General features: G+C 39.2%; 13 protein-coding genes. 1 reads left to right on the forward strand and 12 read right to left on the reverse strand.

Annotation, left to right across the window (positions count from 1 at the left end):
* Window positions 1-37 precede the first annotated feature (37 nt).
* Both ACQV1I_RS19410 and ACQV1I_RS19415 read right to left on the reverse strand, forming a co-directional pair.
* Entirely contained in the window at window positions 38-1,678 is a 1,641-nt protein-coding gene (locus tag ACQV1I_RS19410; RefSeq protein ID WP_236645796.1) for an ABC transporter substrate-binding protein, read from the reverse strand.
* 362 nt (window positions 1,679-2,040) lie between these two features.
* Entirely contained in the window at window positions 2,041-2,511 is a 471-nt protein-coding gene (locus tag ACQV1I_RS19415; protein ID WP_094701032.1) for a hypothetical protein, read from the reverse strand.
* 668 nt (window positions 2,512-3,179) lie between these two features.
* Between ACQV1I_RS19415 and ACQV1I_RS19420 the strand changes: the two genes are divergently transcribed.
* Window positions 3,180-3,683, forward strand: coding sequence for a DinB family protein (locus ACQV1I_RS19420; RefSeq protein ID WP_116334163.1), 504 nt, complete (start codon window positions 3,180-3,182; stop codon window positions 3,681-3,683).
* A gap of 308 nt (window positions 3,684-3,991) precedes the next feature.
* On the opposite strand, the gene ACQV1I_RS19425 is transcribed toward ACQV1I_RS19420, so the two are convergent.
* From ACQV1I_RS19425 to ACQV1I_RS19470, 10 genes are all read right to left on the reverse strand, one after another.
* The gene (locus ACQV1I_RS19425; protein WP_094701034.1) at window positions 3,992-4,288 is read right to left on the reverse strand and encodes a hypothetical protein; all 297 of its coding nucleotides are present in this window, start codon (window positions 4,286-4,288) and stop codon (window positions 3,992-3,994) included.
* An 11-nt stretch (window positions 4,289-4,299) separates the two neighbouring features.
* Window positions 4,300-5,937: a hypothetical protein gene (locus ACQV1I_RS19430; RefSeq protein ID WP_116334274.1), complete on the reverse strand. Its 1,638-nt coding sequence runs from the start codon at window positions 5,935-5,937 to the stop codon at window positions 4,300-4,302.
* A 69-nt stretch (window positions 5,938-6,006) separates the two neighbouring features.
* The gene (locus tag ACQV1I_RS19435; protein ID WP_116334164.1) at window positions 6,007-9,558 is read right to left on the reverse strand and encodes a DUF4132 domain-containing protein; all 3,552 of its coding nucleotides are present in this window, start codon (window positions 9,556-9,558) and stop codon (window positions 6,007-6,009) included.
* Between the two features lie 33 nt (window positions 9,559-9,591).
* Window positions 9,592-10,734 carry a VWA domain-containing protein gene (locus ACQV1I_RS19440; RefSeq protein ID WP_094701036.1) on the reverse strand — a complete coding sequence of 381 codons (1,143 nt, stop codon included), beginning with the start codon at window positions 10,732-10,734 and terminating at the stop codon, window positions 9,592-9,594.
* Window positions 10,719-13,100: a DUF5682 family protein gene (locus ACQV1I_RS19445; protein ID WP_116334165.1), complete on the reverse strand. Its 2,382-nt coding sequence runs from the start codon at window positions 13,098-13,100 to the stop codon at window positions 10,719-10,721. The genes ACQV1I_RS19440 and ACQV1I_RS19445 overlap by 16 nt, the downstream gene beginning before the upstream one ends.
* Entirely contained in the window at window positions 13,061-14,161 is a 1,101-nt protein-coding gene (locus ACQV1I_RS19450) for an ATP-binding protein (RefSeq protein ID WP_176452428.1), read from the reverse strand. Before ACQV1I_RS19450 ends, ACQV1I_RS19445 begins: the two co-directional genes overlap by 40 nt.
* A 347-nt stretch (window positions 14,162-14,508) precedes the next feature.
* Window positions 14,509-14,805 (reverse strand): hypothetical protein, encoded by a 297-nt coding sequence (locus ACQV1I_RS19455; protein ID WP_018671906.1) that lies wholly within the window; start codon window positions 14,803-14,805, stop codon window positions 14,509-14,511.
* A gap of 205 nt (window positions 14,806-15,010) precedes the next feature.
* Complete coding sequence (locus ACQV1I_RS19460; protein ID WP_116334166.1) at window positions 15,011-16,153, reverse strand: FAD-dependent monooxygenase; 1,143 nt, start codon at window positions 16,151-16,153, stop codon at window positions 15,011-15,013.
* 11 nt (window positions 16,154-16,164) lie between these two features.
* Window positions 16,165-16,584 carry a DUF3995 domain-containing protein gene (locus ACQV1I_RS19465; RefSeq protein WP_116334167.1) on the reverse strand — a complete coding sequence of 140 codons (420 nt, stop codon included), beginning with the start codon at window positions 16,582-16,584 and terminating at the stop codon, window positions 16,165-16,167.
* Window positions 16,584-17,186 carry a TetR/AcrR family transcriptional regulator gene (locus ACQV1I_RS19470; protein ID WP_116334168.1) on the reverse strand — a complete coding sequence of 201 codons (603 nt, stop codon included), beginning with the start codon at window positions 17,184-17,186 and terminating at the stop codon, window positions 16,584-16,586. Before ACQV1I_RS19470 ends, ACQV1I_RS19465 begins: the two co-directional genes overlap by 1 nt.
* Window positions 17,187-17,278 lie beyond the last annotated feature (92 nt).

Genomic DNA, 17,278 nt, shown 5'->3' on the forward strand with positions numbered 1-17,278 from the left:
TTAGCTATCATAGTGCCATAGACAATATCCAGAACTTTTATGGACGATTTACAGCTATTAATTGAGTGATATGATCAAGCATTCGAAGGTGCGCATGTGGGGAGTATTCCAGCCACGGATCAGAAGTAAGCATATGGATTTTGTTCTGCTGAACTGCTGAAATGGTTTGCCACTGTGGTTTATTCTGAATTTTTTCCCAGTTGGCCAAAGTTTCACTTTCTTGACGAATCATCATGAAAAGTCGATCAGCATTCAACGCTTTAAGCTCCTCTATAGAAATGGGCTTATGATTATTTACCAGTTTGCTAACACATGTCGGTCTAAATTGCAATTCATCGTACAGTATACCTGCTATCCCCCGGTTACTGTGTACAAACATATTTTGCTGTAACAATCGTACAATAACAACCGTTTCCTTCTCCATCCCAGGTTGTAATTGCTCTCTTACTGTTTGAAGCTTTCGATCATATTCATCAAGCCATTTCTCCGCTTGCCAAGACTCCCCCAAAAAATCGGCAAGAAGGCGAAACTGCTGACGCCATTCCATCTGGGAGACAGAGAGATAGAAGACAGGAGCTATCTTCTCCAAAGCCTGCTTTTCTGTCTCGTGAAGGTCATCGTTTGCAATAATAACGTCTGCGGGTATCTGTGTAAGCAGCTCTATATTTGCCTGCCAGTTCTGATTTTGACGATATGCGCTAATATGGACAGGGATATCATTGCGATATTCCCGATAATAATACTCCGTCCACTTGGGGTGAAGTGGGGCGGCATACGGCATAATATTTAACGGTAATAAATAACCTATATGCGAAGGACTGTAAGCAACCAGCTTTCGACGGCGACTTTTCATATAAACATTTGGTGAAACGCCTATCTCTTTCTTAAATTTACGACTGAAATAGAATTCATCTGCGTAGCCCACCTGATGAGCGATATCGCGCAGTCTAGCATCTGATTGTGCCATGAGTCGCTTAGCTTGCTGTAAACGTAGCTCTGCAACATACTCCATCGCGCTTATCCCATATTTTTTTTTGAACAAATCTACAAAATATTTCGGACTGATTTCGGCCACCTGCGCTAATTGATCGATCGTTAATGAATCCGTATAGTGTTCTTCCATGTATTGCTTTACATATTCGAGTGCCGAATATGCGTTTTCTGGCTTCGTTCGACAATTCTTATTGATATAGAACAGGATTTCCTGAAAATCAATCTGGCAACGAAAACTCCCTGTACTAGTCCTATTTTGCCAACGCCGATACAATTCATCGCACATAGATGGCAATTTATCAGGAGGGTAAACCGATATTTTCCCTTTATAAGGAAATAATTGCTCATCCTTACTTACCGCCATATAGCTTACATGATTGATCTCATGCCTAAATACATCGAAATAAAGCACATATAGCTCCATTTCCTCACTTAATGCGATTGTTCCAAAGGTTTGCCCTGGCATACATACGTACACCGAATTTCTGTCCAGTTCACATTGCTGATGATCCAGTACAAGCTGTACCTCTCCACTGGTCATGACAATAAGCGCATAGGAAAAGACCAGTTGCTGCTTCAATTGGCAAAGAGCCCCACCCTTCACAACCTCAATGGATCGAAGCCTGAAGGATAACTCATCAAGCATACATCTATCAGTGCTACTACTGCATGTTGTGTCGTCCATACTAATGTACACCACCAATATCAATCATTTACCTACAGCTTTCCATGCATATCATTGATCGTTTTCAAAAAGGCAGGTTTTATATTTCGATAACATTCACTTTACCAAACTAAGCTCTGATTTTCTATTTGTACAAATCATTGCATGGGCTTAACGTCAAATTTAAAAATGATACCGTTTTTAATTTCACAAAAATATACTGTTCATATATATATTCTAAAATAATTGTATTCAATCAATTCCTTTACAATTAAAGGGGATTCCCAAGGTAGTTACCTAGGAATCCCCTTCAAAGTGTCTGAAGCAAAATGAACTTCTTTATATTTTAGCCGTTGGTTATAAGCCCATCAATCATCACACTTTTAATCCATATCAAAAATCGTGATACTAGCAAAATCAATCCGGAGTAATGTGTCAGCAGGTATAGGATTTGGGGAGGACAATACTACCTGAATCTTATCCCCCTTATGAAAGAATTGAGGTAACAGAGAGGAATTCACATAAGTAGTATCGAGATTGATATGAAAGCTTGTTTGAGACGGGATAATCGTTTCCCCATTTTGAAGTAACTCAAATTTTACAAGCAGGTTAGGATTTGCCGGGGGAGGTGAAGCAACATTAGAGACCTGTATACTAAATTGCGTTAGAAATATTGTGCTTTTGATAATAGTAATTGAGTCAGTGGTTGGATCAAAGATAATGCCAAATGAATTTGAGGCGCTATTCAAATTGATGACTACAGGCACTATGTTAGTAGGACTAATGAATTGTGGAAGAAAATCATTCGTAACATAAGTAATTTTTTCATCTGACTTACATATGTGTCTAGACACAACATTTACACCTCCTATCAATCCCTCTATATTGAATGATAAACGGAAATGAATTGTGTTAGGCGAATACCCATTTTTTTAAAATAGTTATGAAATTTTATGTCAACAAAAAAGCTACTGATATTCAAAGAAGCCTTACCTCTTTTGAACAAGAGTATGTAAAAAAACAAGGAAATATGCGCAAAATAACCAAAATTTGGGACGTAAATATTTTATCAACAACATTATACATGGGGAACAACTTTAGACAACATGGGTAACTTACAGTAGACGAACGATTTTTTATAGAAGGTAAACGGCAGTTGTTGACTGCTGAAACCTACAAAGCACAACAAAAAAAGTGCACCTGTTTATGGTCGCACTCCCTTGGGCTTTAGCGAAACAGAAGGCTACAGAATTGATAGTGGCTCTAGCAAGATTTATACATGTGGTTTCAAAATAAAGTTTGATAATTCAAAGCAAAGTCTGATCATTGATAAAAAAGTTTGATTAGAAATCCTGTGAGCTAGAATTTCTTATTTCACTAACGGGCAGGAGAGGTTAGCGTAAGAAGGATTTAGTGTAGATATTATAGAACATTTCAATTAATCTGTTAATAATTCAAATCTATCTTGTAACGTTATTAAAAACAGAAGAATTAAACAAACATTTTTAGGGGGAGTTTTTTTATGTTCCAAACCTTAGACTATTTTTTAAAATCTTGGGAGTTCGAAGCTGCTGCTACACAGAAACTACTGAGTAATCTAACTGATGAATCACTTAAACAGGAAATAACTTCACAAAATTGGACTTTAGGACGTATTGCTTGGCATACCGTTGCTGCCATTCGCATTATTACTTCAAATACAAACTTAACGTTTGATGCCCCAGCCGAAGATTATCCCGTTCCTACTACGGCTCAGTTTATAGCAGACAGTTATCATCAAGCTAGTAATGCATTTGTAGAGGCATTAAAAAAAGAATGGACTGACCATACACTACAAGAACGTCTCGAATTTATAGGTCAACAGATGCCAAATGGTTCACTATTAATGTTTTTGATTCAACATCAAAGCCACCATCGAGGACAAATGACGGTTCTTATGCGACAGGCAGGATTAACTGTCCCAGGAATTTATGGTCCTTCAAAAGAGGAATGGGCAAAATTTGGTATGGAAGCCCCACAAATGTAGTTCAACAAAACCCATCCTAATGCTCAAACTGCTTGTATTACATTTCCATCCGATATTGTAGAATCAATTTTGTTCAATCTTTTTTCGAAATTGATTCTTTTTGTTTGCTGTCTTTTATTAAACTAACGGGCTCGTTAGTGGAATAAGGAGCATTAAATTAATCAAACTTTATTCTAAACCAACAATACAAACGAAGTAGAGTAACAATCAGAGTATCTTACAAATGAGATCCAAACGTATTCAGAGCCTGTTATTTCAACTACTTTTTAACAGGCTCTGATTTTTTAGAGAGAAAAGGAACAAAAAAACTATTCTACAATAGAAGAGGTTTCTTTCCTAATAAACTCCATATACTGACAAAGATAAAAATAGCTTTGTGTTACATCTATAATATCTTCCCTACTATTTCGTACATAAGCCCTCCCCTGCGCCTCCATTCTCTCTAGCAACTGAACCAAAAATTTCATGTCCATTTGTTGTGCAGCTATGATAAATTGTTTTACTTCCTGCATGTCTTGCTCATTTATTTTTGCTAGTCCCTTTAACAAAAGCCGTTCGCTCCAGGGATTTATTTGATCAACCAGCTGCTCCAGTGCATTCATCATGCATCACGCCCCTAAAAATCCAGCTTCAGATTGGTCACTGCCCCTTCTTTTAAAAAGCTGATTGGATAGATATTCTCTTCATAAACGTGAACAAATATATAAAAGTCGCGGAGCTCCAAAAACTTCTCATCCTTCTCTAAAAAAGGAATCGTCTCTTCCCATTCCTTGTTATAGGGAATCGTCATTACTAGCTCATGGCCCTTCTGATCAATGATGGTAAAGGTAAAATTCTGCGTTCCTTGATCATAAGTCGAGCCGTTTACCTTTCTTACTTGTACTATGGCCAGTTGCTCCCGTCTCCCTTGGAATAAAACTACGTGCTGATCTTTATCATGCCTTTCATTCCAATTTTGGACAAGGAAATCCCCGAGATCCACATTTTCAATTGCTTCTCTTGGCTTCATTTCTAACAACGTCTCCTCACTTGAGGAGATACGTTGCTCCTGATTTACTTTGCATGTTCGTAGCTCCAGCTGAGATCGGGATAATTCATTCATCGTCCATTCTCTTCCCCAAGGAGATCTCTGTTCATACTGTTCTTTAAAGCGAAACTCGATTCCCTCATAGTAAACAGGTCTTGAATCTGTATAGCTATATATCTTTTTATCATCTATGCAGTAAAAGTAATAGGTAATTCCTTTATAGGAGGATCGGGTCGTCCACGGATTAGCTCCAAGCGCATATAGACGCAATCTAGGAACCGTGTAGTATCTACTTTTAAAGCGCCCTATTACTTGTCTTAGTTGCTCCTGACTTTGTTCTTTTTCTAAGGCAACCGTACTCAAATAGGTACTTGTTAGCTTTTCGAGAAATGCTTCTTTAGAAAAACGGATGTGACGCTGAAAAAACAATGTTAATTGCCCATGGATATTACGAATATCCTTTTCCAATTGAGGTAAATTCCCATTATGTGCTGCAATCGCTACTACTTCTAATCTTGCGCAAATCGTTTCAGGTAGTTTAGCGAGGCCCAGACTAATGATGTCTGTTATGATCTGTTTGCTATCATGAACCACGTCCAACGAATAATCGATTTGTTTATGTGTCTGATACCACGAATCGTCGATCGCCTGATGCATTGCTCGATACCTAAGAATAGCTTCTATTCGATGAATACAGCGCTCTTTTTGCTTACAGCTACAAATACTTTTCCGTATATCCGCCTCTTCCGTAAAAGAAACCTCCACGTCCTGCCAGCTCATTTTAACCGTAAGAAAAGAACCCTCTCCTATCTCTAGCTGCTCTGCATAGGAAAGCCGAAACAGAACTTCTTCCACCTGTGCTTCTGTAAACTGGTGATAAATTTCACCCAAGGGCTGTGTAAGTAGCCACGAAAAATCGGCAGGCTTCGCTTCTATCTCTGGCTGATAATTTTGCCTATAGGATAAGATAGCGATTATGATATGTTTACAGATTTTATCTGAGGGACAGTTGCAAGCATGACTATCCATATCAGCTTTTACATGACATATGATCTCATCTTCTAGCTTACAGATCACATGATCAGATTCAAACGTGAATGTCACTTGTAAGCCTTTTTCCATATCCTTCACGGCACGATTATATAAGCCTTTGTTGGCATGTTTGATCAGATATTCTTCTGTACAAAGCGCTATAAATTGCTCAAATTGAATTGAAAAATCCGTCATACGCACCTCTTCATTGAAAAATAGCTTCAGCACTGAGGTGAGATTTCTCCCACCTCAGCAGTTATCTTATTATTTTCCTGTAGCTCGCATGATATCGTAAATTGTTTCACTAAATAAACGAGGTGAAATATTGGAAATTGGTAAGGGCTGACTCTTTTCATAGTAATAATATCGATCGTGCTTATTGGAATAAAAAGCCAGGCTTTCTAAGGAGATGTCTTCCATGCCTTCATAATAGGAGATACTAGTACCACTGAATTTTAACTCCACAATCATATCTCCATACTCTTTATAAAATTCATAGAAGAAGCCTGCATCCTGTGCCATCCCTTTATACCATCCATACTTTTCCAGGTTTTTTGGAAAGGCAGTTGGTGAATATTCCTCTTCCGGTAGATCGGAAACTCTATTATTTTTCAGGTGTTCTTCTGTTGGAAAGTAAAGCTGACGATTCAATTGAGGAAACGGCTGCTTCATTTCATAATCCTCCAACTGTGTTTTCCAGGCTTGCAGGTCTTCTTTATTGAGTTCGATCGGATGCACCAATCCAATCAGTGCTTCTTCCTTGCATTCAAACTCTTCTTCATCAACCGTATTGAAAGTACCATCATCCATGTAACGGAAGGTATCTTTTAGTTTGCCTTCCTCATACACACCCCAGATTAGGCCAATCGCAAACTTCTGCATCATCACATTTTCTACAAAGAGATTCTTCCAAGCTGTTGTACTCCACAGCCTTTGTTTAGAAAGCGATTCTTCAAGTCGTAAGGATTGGATCGTAACAAGATTTTTTACATCCTTCTTCAACTGGGCGAACTCCAATTTGGCTTGCTCAGCTAAAGTGGCATCATCCTTTTGGGCAGGTGCAGGTAAATTTTTCACTACTTTTCCCGTTTCATCATTCGTTACATGTAATTGGCGGTCATTATTTACTTTTACGGTAAACGTTCTCTGACCGTAGCTAAAAATACGCTTTCCCCTATGATCAAAGCCCAGTGTCGTAACTAACCGATCCTCTAGTTCCTCAGGCGTTATTTTTAAGTTCTGTGCTGCCATGGCTAGGGCTTCGGTTGCCGCTGCCTTCACCTGTCTATTTTTTACAGTCCGTTTCATTTGATCAATTGTCACAAAGGCTGATAGCTCTTGCATAAAGGAAAGGGCTTTAACCGCATCAGATGCAAGTGCACCTCGTCCTGCTTCAGCCCACTCCTTGATCTGTCGGCTTAACTCATCTATGATTCTTCGATCTCCAAGAGAGGTGCATACAAACAAGATCCATTTTTCCTTAGCAGGCGCCTGATTAGCCAACCACATCGTATATAATTCCATCGCAAAATCAGCTAATGAACCTGAATTAGCATAGTCTTTCACCTTCAAGACATGAGGGTTAGGTGCCGTCGTAAAATCAACAGATTGCGTTAAGATGTATTCTTTTACTTCTGCATCCAGTTCCCCTCCTTCTTTATCTAGGAGTGCGGGCAGTTGTTCAATCATCAGCCATTTCAACCGTGCTAGCTTTCTTTTGTCTACTACGTTTCCAAATGTTTCAAGTGTTTTATCTGGACTCTGTGTAGCAGCATCGATCAAATTTTGAAGTAACGTTTTGAACTTACTACTCGTCTCATTTGATAATAGCTCCTGATAAATGCTTTGATAGTTTTCCATCCCACGTAAGGCGTCCAATGCCAACTCTTTTAGCTTAGCTTTCTTTTCAGTCTGATAGATTCGAATATAAAGGTCTTTATTTTTTATATTCATAAACTCTGCTTGCGCTATACTGCTTGCTTTTTTGGAGGTATCTTGTAATCCCAACTGAATGGCTTGATAGTAGTACTCTTGGTTTAGCTCATTCTTTTTCGCAAAAATATTTTCTAAAATGGACATTCTTGCTTCTGCACCTAATTGACTATACAACTGTAGACTTTTTTCGATATTACCTAACACAATTTTTTGATAGGAATCCTCTGACAGTTCACTGTAGTAATCAACAGATCCTTTATAATTAAGAATATGAAGTAAAAAACGGTCGATATTCACTTGCGGGTCATCTGCATACGCGGCGATCCATTTCTCCGGGTCAAATGCAGACGAGGAGAACAGCATATGAATAAGGGACATATTTTCTTGTTGGGTCCCATAATGGCTCAAAAAGGCGACAAATCGCTGAATGATGGTATTCTCAATCTGTAGAAACGTGAACAAAAATAATTGATCCTTTATATCATAGGAATTAAATTTGTTAGCAGATGAAGCTGATTGAGTACATTCGTCCAATATTTCTTGCAGGGACAGCTTTCCGGTAAGGTATCGATAGAGCTTATGAGTTCTGTTATTTTCCTTTAAAGAAGCAAGTACAATATCTTCTATCGTTATATCCTGATCAGACATATCAACCCCGTGATCCTGGAGCGTCTTGAGCATGTAGCCCTTCATTAACCAATCCGAAACAAGCACCATCGCTCTTTTCGATCTCTCGGTATTCACAAGTATTCTCTCTTCCACTGACTGCCACTCAACTCGATAGCCGCGCATTTCCCTAATTGCGTAGGTAATTAAATCATACGGCTCTGTAATAGGCATGATTCCTTCCAGCATTTGGTTCAAATCTGCTTCGAGCTCTCGATGTTCGTAAGATAAGGAATGGATTAAATCAAGCGGGATAATTTCATAGAGCAAGCTCATTGCACGTAATAGCTCCCGATCTAGTTCAGCCTGTTGTTCTAAGAAATTCGCTTTACTGCCTCTTACATTTACTCTGTAGAGAAGAGCTGATGGAACCAACGTAGCATATGAATGAAACTCAGAGCGGCTGAGTGTTTTCTCGGTTTGTGACTCAGGAGTCTGTTTAAACTGATTTTGGATAGCCTCTATCTTCGGCTTGCGGATTTGTTTATCCAAATAAATTGCAGATGTACAATCTCTTTTTGCCAAGGTAACAGAAGCTAGTGTTTCAATTGCGGTCGAAATCTCTTGCTGTAATCCCTCTACATTATCAGTAAGCAGGTAATACATAAATGGAGGAATCTGATTCTTAATCTGTTCAAGGTAACCGCTATCAACAAGAGACAGGTAGTTGAGAGTTAGTAGCAATGGAACAGCAGAATCTGTGACGGAATATGAGTTCTTTAAACTCGATACATAATTTTTAATGAGAGTGTCAACATAAAAGGAAATAGCCGCATCTCCTATGTATTTCTTCGTATCACACAGTTGGCGAATGGCGATTTGTTTTTGTTCCTCTACATCTTTTATTACTTGCGACAGCTTGATCGTTTTCACGAAATGACCAATACAAATCTGAAGTACGTTACTTCTATGGTTTTCATTTGAGCTCGTTTTAAAAAGGACAGCTGCCGCTCTAAAGAAGGTTTCGTCTGTCCCTTTTTTCCCCATCTTTTCTAGCTGAGACATACAATCATAGGCATACACCTTTGGATGGACAAGAATGCTGGGAAAGATGTCTGACTCTCCAGAAACATAAGCAATAATCTGATTATATTGATTGGAGTCAATGGAATAGTTTTGAGGATTTTGTCTGGAGTAGTGTCCAGGGTAGTCTTTAACAAATTTATCAGCAAATTGAGAGATTAACGGATTGCTTGCCATTTTTTTTAAAACCATTGGAAATCCTCCTTAATATGCGCTTTATCTAGGTTATGAAGTGATAATCTTACCAATCCAACGCGCTAGCTCATCTGGCGTAATAGCTGCAACATGCGCTCCCATATCTGCCAAGGTACGTGCCGCGTGCTGGTTATATACCCCGTTTCCTTCAAAATCCAAAGCAGTCAGAACTAGGAACCTACATCCCGTATCAATAATCTCTTTACTTGTACGATACATCTCCGAAATGGGGTAGCCTTCCTCCAAATCGCTCACTAAGATAAATATTGTTTTGTTGGGATTTTCGAGCAAAGTCTTCCCGTATTTCAAAGCCTTTGCAATATGTGTCCCTCCTCCTAATTGAACACTCATCAATAGATCGACAGGGTCTTCTAGTTGATCGGTCAAATCTACTACCTTTGTATCAAAGATAATGAGATGAGTTTTGAGAGAAGAAAGCTGATGAAAAATGCTTGCCATGACAGAGCTGTATATCACTGAATCCAGCATGCTCCCGCTCTCATCTACGGCTATAATAATGTTCCATTTATTTTGTTGCTGGGTATTGCTGTGAAAATATAATTCATCTATAAACAGGCGTTTCCTTTGTTTATCATAATTCTTCAGATTTTTCCTGATTGTTCTTTTATAATCCAAGTTTTTTATTGACTTTATGTATCCTCTGCGATGGTAATTACGCTTACCCACAACACTCGTTTTAATTTGAAATTCAAGCGTTCTTTTCAGCTCCTCTACCACCCTGCGCACCATTTCCTTGGCGCTTTTGACCACTTCGCCTTTCATATATCCTTTAAATTGAAGAATATTTTTTAGTAATGTCATGTTAGGCTCAAGCTTTTCGAGTACTTTTTTGTCAGTGAGTAGCTCCGTCATGTTATATTTTTCAATCGCTTGTTTTTCAAGAGTCTCTACCGTTTTCTTAGGAAAAATTTTGCGGATTTTACGTATCCACGTAGGGACGGTTAGTTGCGAGTCTCCCCGGCCACCTTTAGCTCGATAACCTTGTTCTTCCTTGTATTCTCGATTGTAGAGATAGCCCAGGATGTCATCTATTTCCGAGTAGGTGAAATCAGCCTCTTTATACCCATCGATACTGGTTAACGATTCCTTGGAATTCTCGCCCAATAATAACCTCCAGCGATTGAGATTCTCTTTGTTTAGATGAGGTTCCATTTTGCAAACTCCTTCTCAATAGCCTGATCCATCTTCCTTACCTGCTGTAGTAGTCGCTCTTCAATGACAGGACTTTGTAAATCCTCCGCGGTAGTTTGGAATATAGAAGCTACTTTCTCTGAAATAAGCATGATTTCCATCGGCGTAAAATAAGTAAAGGCTAGACGTAGCTCCGGTACGATCTGCAAAAAATCCTCATAAGACAGCCTGCCAATAAGCTTGTTCAAATCCTCCAGTAACTGTTTATCGTGTAGGAACACATCACGGGCTATTGTAAATATTCCTTGTAAATACGCAGCAGTATGTAACATGTTTTCAGGCGTACCAAACATATATGACCTTGCTTTTAACGCTATTTCCTCACGATCCAATACGTCCAGATTACATAAAATAGCAATGATAACGCCTTCAAAACGAGGCAAAATATCACTGACGGTAAGTAAACTAACTAGTTGATCTTTAAAAATATCAATAGATAGACCCCAGCTCTCCTTGGAGGAAAGCATATAGAGAAATTTCAGGTATTCAACGATGTCATTTATTTCTTCTTGACTAGGCTTTGTTATTTCATAGATTTTTGTTACTGCATGGTAATAGGTTTCCTCTATAAGCTTTTGCAATCGATCCGTTTCTTTCAGAGCAAACAAACGTTTTTGTTCAGAAAGAACTGTAAGTGTTTGAAGAGTTTGACAGAGGGAGACAAAGCTTCCATCTTTCTTTACAAAATCCTCCACCAGATCAAAAAGCTTGTCGCTCAATTCCTCTAGCCCCATTAGCATTGACTTCAAAAGCCACTTAGCCGCCGCTCTACTATGATGATCAGGAAGCTCCTTCATACACTCCTCAATTTTATGAATCGCCGCTTCTTTAACGCTTCCTCCATAAATTGAATTTTCGATAAGCCTCGCTTCTACATAGGAGGAGTAGCTATAATCCCAGCTTTCTCTCACTACATGAATATGCTGATTGCCCACCCAATCAGGTCCCGTAATTTTTTGACAGAACTCTGGTACTAAAAACTGTAGACAGTGAAAAAAGTAACTAATCTCTCGATGTAGCGGTTTAGCATACAGGTCTACTATTTTCTTACTTTTACTGGTCGTATGTAGATGTAACTTATATTTTTTACCTCTTTCTTTAAAATCGCGTACAATCGGCACATCTAGATCATTTTTGGCAATTTTACCAATTTTATTGCCCATCATTAACTCTTGTAATGTATCTAACGGTTGTGATGTGGCAAGTGACCGCTCTCCTTTTGTAAATGCTGAAGTAACAGCATCAAGTAATTCATAGGCCCCTCCCTCTGATTTGGAACGAAAGGTAGCAAGCCCCTGAACTAAATGATAGGCTTCAATAGCGTCTGAAACCGACGCCGTTTCTCCTTTTTCTCGCAAGCTCTTTGTTAATTGGGCTAAGAAGAGAACCGCATTCTTGTTATAAGGATGGGCTTGCTTCTTCTGAATTGCCCTCCAGACAGTGTCATAGTAATTAACAAAGGGCATTCCACTTGCATATCCATTCAAATGATCCGCCTCGCGGAAGGTGTACACCATTGGATAGACTTTTTCATTTTTTACCTGTTTTATTTTAACGTTTGAGACTCTATCTTCTAGTAATCCATAGGTATGGAATCCTCCTGTAACCACGAGGATTCGATCAAAATTTTTTTGTGCTTCTAAAATTTTTTTCTTCATGTGTGCTTCACGGATCAGATGCCCCTCTCCCTCTAGCATCCCTTCCTCGTAACACATTCTGGAGAAATAGCAGTATGTATACACTTCTTTCACAAAATCTTCGGTAGATTTCTTGATCCCTTCCACTTCAAAGACCTTTTCCCAAAGTTCATCAAAATGCCGACAGTTCATCTTTTGACAAAGTTGTTTAATAAAAATTGAACTGGTAAGCAAGGTTTCATCATGATAGGAGATTTTTTTGGACTCTTGTTTATCGTAAGGCCCGTGTCTCATACTCTCCTGACGACTCCCGTAGCTTATATCAATGAATTGAGCAGGAATCCCCCTTCGCTTCGCTTCCTTTAAAGCCACATACTCAGGTGAATAATCTAGCAAGGGGAAATAGCAGGTATAGTTATGCTCTTCTTTACTATATGCATAATAGATACTGACGGGTGGCGTGGTATCCTCATGAGTCAGTATTTCTATAATATGATTGCTATTATCTGGCCCTTCCAACAGAATGATTTCGGGCTTATACGCCGCAATTGTTTTTTGGAGGTGAAAAGAACAAGCAGGGCTGTGGTGACGAATTGGGAAATAGACAACCTGACTGGCAAGATTATATATTTTATTCTCACATAGCTCGGTTATCTGATCCATTTCTTCTGATTGTAATAATCTCCCCATAAGTCCTCTTCCTTTGCCCTTTGTTTCACTACTTTTGAAAAATAGGTTTGCAGAATATGAATATCCTTATGATTTTCTTTGGCTACAGCACCCAGCATATTTTGAACCAATCGTTCCAAGGTAATGGGCTTATTGTCATAAAAATAAGAGGTCATAGCACTCTGTACATAGACAGAAACCGCTTCAGCAGTACTCATTACAGCTTGTGGACTATCAATTTTATAGCCCTCTCTCGTCTCCCCTGTCCGCAATTCTAAAAACGTAGTAGCTAGGACTTCGATAATAGAAGAGTCAACAGCAATATCAACCCCACTTTGTTGCAACATGTTCCTAGCTTGGGATTCAATGATCTGAGCCTCCATTTTTACATGATTGATAGGAAATATTGTTTCAAAATTAAATCTCCGCTTTAAGGCGCTGCTCATTTCATTTACACCTTTATCCCGAATGTTTGCCGTCGCAATGATATTAAAACCTGGTTTTGCAAATAAAATACCATCCTCAATTTCGGGAATATTCATCACCTTGTCGCTTAAAATGCTAATTAATACATCTTGGACTTCGAAGGGGCATCGTGTAATCTCTTCAAAGCGTGTAATGATACCTTTCTTCATCCCGGTATATAAAGGAGAAGGGACTAAAGCATCAAGACTAGGACCTTTATCCAGTAACATGGCATAATTCCAGGAGTACTTAATCATGTCCTCCGTCGTTCCAGCAGTACCTTGAATCGTATTGGTACTTGTCCCAGATATCGCCGCTGATAATAGTTCGCTTAGCATCGTCTTTGCCGTCCCTGGCTCACCTACTAGCATAAGCCCTCGATTTCCAGCCAATGAGACAATAGCTCTTTCAATCAGCACATCATCACCATAGAATTTCTTTGTGATGGTGATTTCTTCTTCCTCTAGCTTTAGCGGAGCCTCTGACCCCAGGATAAAATCTCTGACAGACTTTGGAGACAATAGCCAATTCGGTGGCTTAGACCCTTTGTCATTTGCTACTAGGGCTTTTAGCTCGGTTTCATATAACGTTTCCATGGGGGGCTTCATGGTCATCATCGGCTCCATAGCACGTCCTTTCTTCTAGCATTCTGTTCCTGATTGGAAAGGTATTCCTTTTGTTAAGCAAGAACTATACATGGTATAACAAAATATGATTTACTACCACAAGGGTAGAAAGTCACAATGTAGGAACTAGGAGCATGAACAGCAAAATTATTGGGTAAAAAAGGGTAGTGTCAGATGAAAAGTTGACATATCTTCCTGTTTTTATATTTTTTTATGTACCACACTAGAGTGACTTGCCACGGATTCTGTGGCTCTTTATGCTAAAACAACATAAAAAGACGCTGGAGGGCGCCTTTTCATAAACGAACGATATATAGAAAAGAACTTTGTCTTTTAGATTATTCATCAACCTTTTTATAAGTAACGAGCCAACTATCACCCTCTTCTTCGACTTTCTCCAGAACATATTTTGTAATGGCATAACAACCTCCACCCATTTTTTCGGACGGAATGCTTTCAATTGTAGGATAATCTTCTTTTGATAGTAACCCTTGTAAATATTCATTTGCGGGAGCAATAGAGTACTTACTGTGATCTATTGAGATAGGTGCAGCACTAACTACGGACCCTACTGACAGAACAGCAAAACTCAACATTCCAACAGCCATAACTCTTTTCATTTGGTTTTTAAACACAATTGTTTCCTCCCAAAATAAATATATTTGTATTACTTGTATATAATTTACCATTAAATCAATAAAAATGGATAAACTTGGAATAAAATAAAATAATAATTATATGAATATTTCTAATGTAATGATAGCCAAAAAGAAAAAATGATAGAAAACAAGCCTCTCTCTATTTATGTAACCAGAGAAAGGCTTATAGTGATCATGTAGCCTAAAATTCTACGTTGAATAGATCCTTCATTTGCTTATTTTGAAGAGAGGAAGGGGTAAGTCTCATGACACTATTTCGCAAACCGCAAAGAAATGGATTCTCTAATTGAGCAATTTTACCTACTTGGAGAGATATCTGAGAGATTGCTCGTGTCCTTTTTATTCGTCTCATCTCAAATGCTTGATAAGCTAACTCGACAGACGAATGCTGTATGAAACAACGTGCAAGCTCTAGAGCATCCTCTATTGCCTGGCATGCCCCTTGTCCAAGGTTCGGCGTTATTGCATGTCCAGCATCACCGAGGAGTAGCGTACGTCCGGACACAAATTGTTCAGGTGCCTCTAAATCATATATATCGTTATGAATCACCTTATCATCAGGAGTTTTTGACAAGACCTGCGCAACTGGAGAATGATAACCCTCGAAGATTTGGCTTATGTCCTTAATCCGATACTCTGCATACCGCCTATCCCCAGATGGTCCATTCACCAAAGCATACCAATAGGTCCGTTCATTTGCTAATGGTATGACGCCAAAACGTCCCTGCGCAGCCCACGTTTCTGTAAATTCCGAATTTTCACCCGAATCCAGCCAGCATGGAGCAATACCACGCCAGCATGTATAGCCCGAATATCGTAACTTAATGGAAGGAAACAGCTTCTTCCTTACAGCCGAATGAATACCGTCGGCCGCTAGTAAATACTCTCCTGAGGCTTCACTCTGATCTGCAAAGGTAACAGTTACACCCTCATTATCTTGCCTACAATCTGCGCAAGCCTTTCCAAAAATGACAGTGCCTGGTCGAAGTGCAGAGAGTAGTATCTGATGCAATTCTGCCCGATGAATGGATACCGTGGTATACTGCTGCGTACTTGTAGATATCTCAGACAATACGTTACCTTGTTTGTTTAGAATAGCAATGCCTCTCGGGCTTACATAGCCTTGCTTCTGCACCGCTTTGTCTAATCCTACGCGTGCCAGAGCTTTCAAAGCATTAGGAGCAATCATAATTCCAGCTCCAGCAGGACGAATTTCTGGAAAACGCTCATACACTTTTACATCAAGCCCCAATTGCTGTAACGCAATAGCAGCTGTCAGACCTGCAATTCCTCCACCTATAATCAGAAAGGATTTATTTTTCATACCTTCTCCTCCTATCGACTGATTGCATATAAAAAGCTGATACATAGCCATAAACAAAGCGGTGTAAACAGATAGGTATCGTACGTAGCAAAACGTGTATTCTTCATTTTCTTAAACAATCCCACATATTTACAATCGCCTATACTCCGTAGTCCGAACACAGCCATACAACCCCAACACCCCCACTTCACAATTGGATATGAGGGAATTGATAGGAAAACTTCTCCCTGAGCCATCAACAGCAGCGACGCTCCAAACAGCAGCAAAGCAACAAGAAGCGTCCCTACTGTGCCTGGGGCAAATGTAGGTTGTTGGGATTCATCTGTAGGTATAGCGACACTTTTCCCCCATTTGCCACCAAACGCCCAATATACGTGAATACAGCCAATACTCACCAAGAGTAGAATAGATATCCCGACGAGAATATCCATTATTTTTCATCCCCCTGAGGATGAACTCCTTGCCAGACAACCTCAAATTGGCGCTGAAAAATCGTTTCTATCCCCGTAACGTCCTCATCAGAGGATAACCATACCATGAGCGTATTGAAATAAACGCCTACAAGCACAGAGGCAACATCCTCAGAGATCATTTGCTCGGAAAGCTGACCGCTTTTTTGGGCATCATCAAGCATGGAAGTAATCGCTTCTCTAAATCTTTGTACGACACTGATTTCTTCTTGAATATGTAAAGTAGAGCGCATCAATTCCAAAATGATTAGTCGAATTAGATCGGGATGCTCCGTATAACGTGCAAACAAATTGTGAAAGAGTAGTGTAAGCTTCCTCTTTACATTCGGCTCGTCTGCGTAGTGGATTGTACTTTGATAAAACGACTCCAGTTGTGTTTTTCCTAGATGAAGTAGAATGGCTTCTTTTTTGGGAAAATAATTATAAAACGTACCTTTAGCGATGCCGCATGCCTTTGTAATTTCCTCAACCGTCACATTCTCGAAGCCTTTTTCTTTAAACAATTTCAAGGCCTGCATGAAAATGTGCTCCTTCAGCTCTTGTTTCCTTACATCCCTTAACATTGTAAACACCACCATCCACCCCTAATTATGACTACAGTCATTATTTGACTACAGTCATTATTATATCTAAAAAAGGAATTTTTTACAATATT

The organism is Brevibacillus sp. JB24b, from assembly GCF_051713385.1.
In the GTDB taxonomy this organism is placed as follows: Bacteria; Bacillota; Bacilli; order Brevibacillales; family Brevibacillaceae; genus Brevibacillus_B; species Brevibacillus_B laterosporus.

Coding starts and splice junctions, on each gene's coding strand:
- ACQV1I_RS19410 (WP_236645796.1), bottom strand. CDS start 1,678: ATGGACGACACAACATGCAGTAGTAGCACTGATAGATGTATGCTTGAT.
- ACQV1I_RS19420 (WP_116334163.1), top strand. CDS start 3,180: ATGTTCCAAACCTTAGACTATTTTTTAAAATCTTGGGAGTTCGAAGCT.
- ACQV1I_RS19425 (WP_094701034.1), bottom strand. CDS start 4,288: ATGATGAATGCACTGGAGCAGCTGGTTGATCAAATAAATCCCTGGAGC.
- ACQV1I_RS19430 (WP_116334274.1), bottom strand. CDS start 5,937: ATGACGGATTTTTCAATTCAATTTGAGCAATTTATAGCGCTTTGTACA.
- ACQV1I_RS19435 (WP_116334164.1), bottom strand. CDS start 9,558: ATGGTTTTAAAAAAAATGGCAAGCAATCCGTTAATCTCTCAATTTGCT.
- ACQV1I_RS19440 (WP_094701036.1), bottom strand. CDS start 10,734: ATGGAACCTCATCTAAACAAAGAGAATCTCAATCGCTGGAGGTTATTA.
- ACQV1I_RS19445 (WP_116334165.1), bottom strand. CDS start 13,100: ATGGGGAGATTATTACAATCAGAAGAAATGGATCAGATAACCGAGCTA.
- ACQV1I_RS19450 (WP_176452428.1), bottom strand. CDS start 14,161: ATGATGACCATGAAGCCCCCCATGGAAACGTTATATGAAACCGAGCTA.
- ACQV1I_RS19460 (WP_116334166.1), bottom strand. CDS start 16,153: ATGAAAAATAAATCCTTTCTGATTATAGGTGGAGGAATTGCAGGTCTG.
- ACQV1I_RS19465 (WP_116334167.1), bottom strand. CDS start 16,584: ATGGATATTCTCGTCGGGATATCTATTCTACTCTTGGTGAGTATTGGC.
- ACQV1I_RS19470 (WP_116334168.1), bottom strand. CDS start 17,186: ATGTTAAGGGATGTAAGGAAACAAGAGCTGAAGGAGCACATTTTCATG.